The sequence below is a fragment of the Mesorhizobium sp. M7A.F.Ca.US.006.04.2.1 genome (assembly GCF_004022915.1).
GTDB classification, from domain to species: domain Bacteria; phylum Pseudomonadota; class Alphaproteobacteria; order Rhizobiales; family Rhizobiaceae; genus Mesorhizobium; species Mesorhizobium ciceri.
On record NZ_RZQA01000499.1, the window covers coordinates 1 to 4,855 of the forward strand.

General features: G+C 64.9%; 5 protein-coding genes. 3 read left to right on the forward strand and 2 right to left on the reverse strand.

Going from position 1 to position 4,855, the window contains the following annotated elements; genetic code table 11:
* The coding region (locus tag EN925_RS23605; protein ID WP_128336972.1) for a NahK/ErcS family hybrid sensor histidine kinase/response regulator at positions 1–2,419 on the forward strand (2,419 nt) is incomplete at its 5' end.
* 4 nt (positions 2,420–2,423) lie between these two features.
* Here EN925_RS23605 and EN925_RS23610 read toward each other — a convergent pair.
* Both EN925_RS23610 and EN925_RS23615 read right to left on the reverse strand, forming a co-directional pair.
* The gene (locus EN925_RS23610; protein ID WP_064995689.1) at positions 2,424–3,083 is read right to left on the reverse strand and encodes a response regulator transcription factor; all 660 of its coding nucleotides are present in this window, start codon (positions 3,081–3,083) and stop codon (positions 2,424–2,426) included.
* Positions 3,084–3,203: 120 nt separating this feature from the next.
* Positions 3,204–3,632, reverse strand: a complete 429-nt coding sequence (locus tag EN925_RS23615) for a hypothetical protein (RefSeq protein WP_013533615.1) — start codon at positions 3,630–3,632, stop codon at positions 3,204–3,206.
* Positions 3,633–3,818: 186 nt separating this feature from the next.
* Between EN925_RS23615 and EN925_RS23620 the strand changes: the two genes are divergently transcribed.
* Both EN925_RS23620 and pyrD read left to right on the forward strand, forming a co-directional pair.
* Complete coding sequence (locus EN925_RS23620) at positions 3,819–4,169, forward strand: DUF952 domain-containing protein (RefSeq protein WP_024503140.1); 351 nt, start codon at positions 3,819–3,821, stop codon at positions 4,167–4,169.
* Positions 4,166–4,855: dihydroorotate dehydrogenase (quinone) (pyrD, locus tag EN925_RS23625; RefSeq protein WP_128336973.1), on the forward strand; the 690-nt coding region annotated here is incomplete at its 3' end. The genes EN925_RS23620 and pyrD, both read left to right, overlap by 4 nt.

Consider the following 4,855-nt stretch of genomic DNA (forward strand, 5'->3'; position numbering starts at 1 on the left):
GATCTCCAACGATCTCGTCATTCCGCTGTTCGTGCGCCGCCTGCTCAAGACCTCGACCTCCGAGACCGAGGATTGGTCGACGCTGATCCTCAATGTGCGGCGCGGGGCGATCTTCATCCTGTTGTTCATCGCCTTCCTCTACTACCGCGAGAGCACCAACAGCGCGCGCCTGTCGTCGATCGGCCTGATGTCGTTCGCGGCCATCGCCCAGTTCGCCCCCGCCCTGATCGGCGGGCTGATCTGGCGCGGCGCCAACGGCCGGGGTGCGGCACTCGGCATGGTCGCCGGCATCCTCGTATGGGGCTACACACTGCTCCTGCCGTCGCTTGCCGCGGCCGATACCGGCATCATCGTGCACGGGCTGTTCGGCTTCGAGGCGCTGCGGCCGCAGGCCCTGTTCGGCACCGTCGCCGAACCGCTGAACCACGGCGTGTTATGGAGCCTGTCGATCAATGCGGTGTTTTTCGTGCTCGGCTCGCTGTCGCGCGCGTCGGTGCCGCTGGAACGCATCCAGGCGTCGATCTTCGTGCCGCGCGATGCCGGCCCGATGCCCAGCCTGCGCCGTTTCCGCACCGCCATCACCGTCAACGACCTGAAGGACACGATCGGGCGCTATCTCGGCGTCGAGCGCACCGAGCGCTCCTTCCAGTCGTTCGAAAAGACCAACGGAGCCTCTCTGCACGGCAACGAGCAGGCGAGCATGGACGTCATCCGCTTTTCCGAGCAGCTGCTGGCCAGCGCCGTCGGCTCCTCCTCGGCACGACTGATCCTGTCGCTGCTGTTTCGGCGCCACGACCGCGAATCCCGAGATGCCTTCCGCTTGCTCGACGACGCCACCGAGGCGCTGCAGCACAACCGCGACCTCTTGCAGATCGCGCTCGACCAGATGGAACAGGGCATCACCGTCTTCGACCGGGATTTCCGCCTGATCTGCTGGAACCGCCAGTACCGGGCACTGTTCGACCTGCCCGACGAGATGGGCCAGGTCGGCGTCTCGCTCGACCGCATCCTGCGCCATCTCGCCGAGCGCGGCGACATCCCTGCCGATCAGCGTGTGGCCATGCTCAACCGGCTGACCAGCTTCGTCAGCCCATGGCAGATGGAGCTGAAAACCTCGGGCCGCATCCTGGAACTGCGTTCCAACCCGATGCCGGACGGCGGCATCGTCGCCACCTATGCCGACATTTCCGGTCGCGTCGAGCAGGACCTGGCACTGAAGCGTGCCAATGAATCGCTGGAGCAGCGCGTCAAGACGCGCACCATCGAACTGACCCGGGTCAATGAGGAACTGGCGCAGGCACAGATGCTGGCCGAGGAGGCCAATCTCGGCAAGACGCGCTTCCTCGCCGCCGCCGGCCACGACATCCTGCAGCCGCTGAACGCCGCCCGGCTCTATTGCTCCTCGCTGATCGAGAAGGCCGGCAAGGGACCTGCCGGCAAGGCGGCCGTGAACATCGAATCCTCGCTGGAATCGGTCGAGACGATTCTCGGCGCCGTGCTCGACATCTCCCGCCTCGATGCCGGCGCGATGAAGCCGGATGACACCGCCTTCAACCTCGACGGATTGCTGCGCCAGATCGGCAACGACTTCCGCCCGCTCGCGGCCGAAAAGAAGCTCGAGCTGACCATCATGCCGTCATCGTTGACGGTGACGACGGACCGCAATTTGCTGCGCCGCCTGATCCAGAATCTCGTCTCCAACGCCATCAAATACACGCGCCAGGGGTGCGTCCTGGTTGGCGTCAGGCGGCGCGGCGAATTGGCCGAGATCCAGGTGATCGACACCGGCATCGGCATCGCCGGCGACAAGCTGAACACCGTCTTTCGCGAATTCACCCGGCTCGACGAGGGCGCGCGCGAGGCCGAGGGCCTCGGTCTCGGCCTCTCCATCGTCGACCGCATCGCCCGGGTGTTGCGCCTGGAGATCCGCATCTTTTCCAGTCCGGGCAAGGGCACGCGATTCTCCGTTATCCTGCCCGTCGCGGCCGTGCAGGCACGACGCGAGATCGAAGCCAGGGCTCCCGCCCGCGCGACGGCCTCGCTGGCCGGTCTGCACGTGCTGTGCATCGACAACGACGCCCGCATCCTCGAAGGCATGCGGCTCCTGCTCGAAGGCTGGGGTTGCAACGTCGACACCGCGTCCGGTTCAAAGGATCTGGAGACCGCGAAGATACACCGCCCGGACATCGTCCTTGCCGACTACCATCTCGACGGCGAAACCGGCCTCGAACTCGTCGTCAGGCTGCGTGCGATCCATGGCGACACCCTGCCGGCCGTGCTGGTCACCGCCGACCGCTCCAACGAGGTGCGCACGGCCGCCGGCGGGCTCGAGATTGCGGTGATCAACAAACCGCTCAAACCAGCGGTACTGCGCTCGATGATGGCCAGGGTCAGGCCGCTGGCGCCGGCGGCGGAATAGGGGTCTAACCCGCCGGCTGCAGCGGGTCGCTGCCGATCTTGGACAGCAGGATCACCGCCTGGGTGCGGCTGTCGACGCCGAGCTTCTGCAGGATGGCGGAGACATGCGCCTTGATGGTGGCCTCGGAGACGCCGAGTTCATAGGCGATCTGCTTGTTGAGCAGGCCCTCGGCCAGCATGCCGAGCACCCGGGTCTGCTGCGGCGTCAACGCCTGCAGCCGCTTGATCAGGTCGGATATTTCAGGGTCGCGCTCGGTGCCGAGATCGACGCCGACGGGTGCTGCAATATCGCCGGCAAGCACCGATTGCACGGCGCTGCGGATCTCTTCCATGCTGGCCGATTTGGAGATGAAGCCGGAAGCGCCGAGGTCGAGCGCCCGCCTGATGGTCGCCGGATCGTCATGCGCCGACACCACGACCAGCGGCACCGCCGGATGAATGCCACGCAGCGAGATCAGGCCGGACAGGCCGCTGGCGCCCGGCATCGACAGGTCGAGCAGCACCAGGTCGACGTCCTCGTTGGCAACGACCAGCGCCTTGGCGCTCTCGAAATCGCCGGCTTCATGGATGGCGGCGACATTGCCGATGCCGGCGAGCGCTTCGCGCAGCGCACCGCGAAACAGCGGGTGATCGTCGGCGATGACGAAAGAATAGCCTGCCGGCAAATGTCCCTCCCCGAATCCCCGATGATTTTTGGCTTTTCGGGTTCAACTGGACGATTATGAGCGGCTGCGCGCTGTTTTCAAGCGGCAAAGCCAGTGCGCCGCCTCCCGTGGTTGAAACGCTCAGGTCTTCTGCGAATTGGGCTGGGCGCCGTTGTCCTTGTCCATATCCCTGACGATCCCCATGAAGCCGCGCAGGAAGCGCTCCATGTAGCCCATCGTCTTGTTGAAATCCTCTTCGCTCGGCAGTTTCGATTCGAGGCGGGCGGAGAGCGAATTCTCGAGCTTGGTGACGCGCTCGTCCATCGCCTTCATCGAGGTCTGCAAGCGGTCGACCTCGTCCTGGAAAGCGGCGCGTTCGTCGGCCGCCATCTTGCAGACGAGCTGGCCGGAGCGTTCGTCGCAGATCGACATGGCGCCGGTCTGGGTGTCCATGCGGATATAGCCGGTGGCCGACTTTTCCAGCCGGTAGCGGTCGGTTTCTTCCGAATAAGCTGAAGCCGCGACCAGCGAAACGAGCGCGGCGGGGATCAAGATGTGCTGCAGACGCATGTTGTCCTCCATGGCAAAGGCCTCAGATATCGCATGTTTGCGCCGGAAATGGGGAAGACCCTTGGCGTGGCCTTTCCCGAATGGCTGGTTCGGAATCTTTTGAAGCAATTCCCAAGGGAAAGCGCTATGCGCTTTTCCCGGGAAAACCGTTTCACACTTTTCCTGGAACTGCTCTATAGCGCAACCATGTCTCAGATTATCTACAAGATAACCCCGCAGGCGCTTTGGCGCGAGGCCGAAACGCATGGCCGCTTCACCGGCGCGCCGATTGATGTCGCAGACGGCTTCATCCACTTCTCCACGGCGGCGCAGGTCAAGGAAACGGCGGCAAAGCACTTTGCCGGCCAGACCGACCTTCTGCTGGTCGCCATCGACGGCGCCAGCCTGGGTGCTGCGCTGAGATACGAGGTCTCGCGCGGTGGTGCGCTGTTTCCGCATCTTTATGGTCCGCTCGGCCTCAAGGCTGTGCTGTGGGTCCGGCCACTGCCGCTTGGCTCCGATGGTGTGCACCAGTTCCCGGCACTGGAGGGGCAATGAGCGTGCTCGACCGGCTCGGCCAGAAGCTGCTGTTCGCCTTCGATCCGGAAACCGCGCATGGCCTGTCGATCGCGGCCTTGCGATGCGGCGTTCCGGTTGGTGCACCAGCGATCCGCGACCACAGGCTGACGGTCAGCATCTGCGGCCTCGATTTCCCCAATCCGCTCGGCATGGCGGCCGGCTATGACAAGAACGCCGAAGTGCCCGACGCGCTGCTTGGCCTGGGCTTCGGCTTTGCCGAGGTCGGCACGATCACGCCGCTGGCGCAGGCCGGCAATCCGAAGCCGCGCATTTTCCGGCTGACGGCCGACGATGCGGTGATCAACCGATTGGGCTTCAACAATGAAGGCCATGCAGCGGCCGAAAAGCGCCTTGCTGCGCGCAAGGGGCGTGGCGGCATCGTCGGCGTCAACATCGGCGCCAACAAGGACAGCAGCGACCGCATCGGCGACTATGAGCGCGGCGCCGCCCGGTTTGCGCAATACGCCAGCTATCTGACCGTCAACATCTCCTCGCCCAACACGCCGGGCCTACGCAACATGCAGGCGCGTGAGCAGCTTGGCGAGCTCTTGTCGCGGGTCATGGCCGCGCGCGCCGCGGCAACCGCCCAGCCGCCGGTGTTCCTGAAGATCGCGCCGGATCTGGTCGAGGCAGAGCTGGAGGACATCGCCGCCGAAGTCACGGAA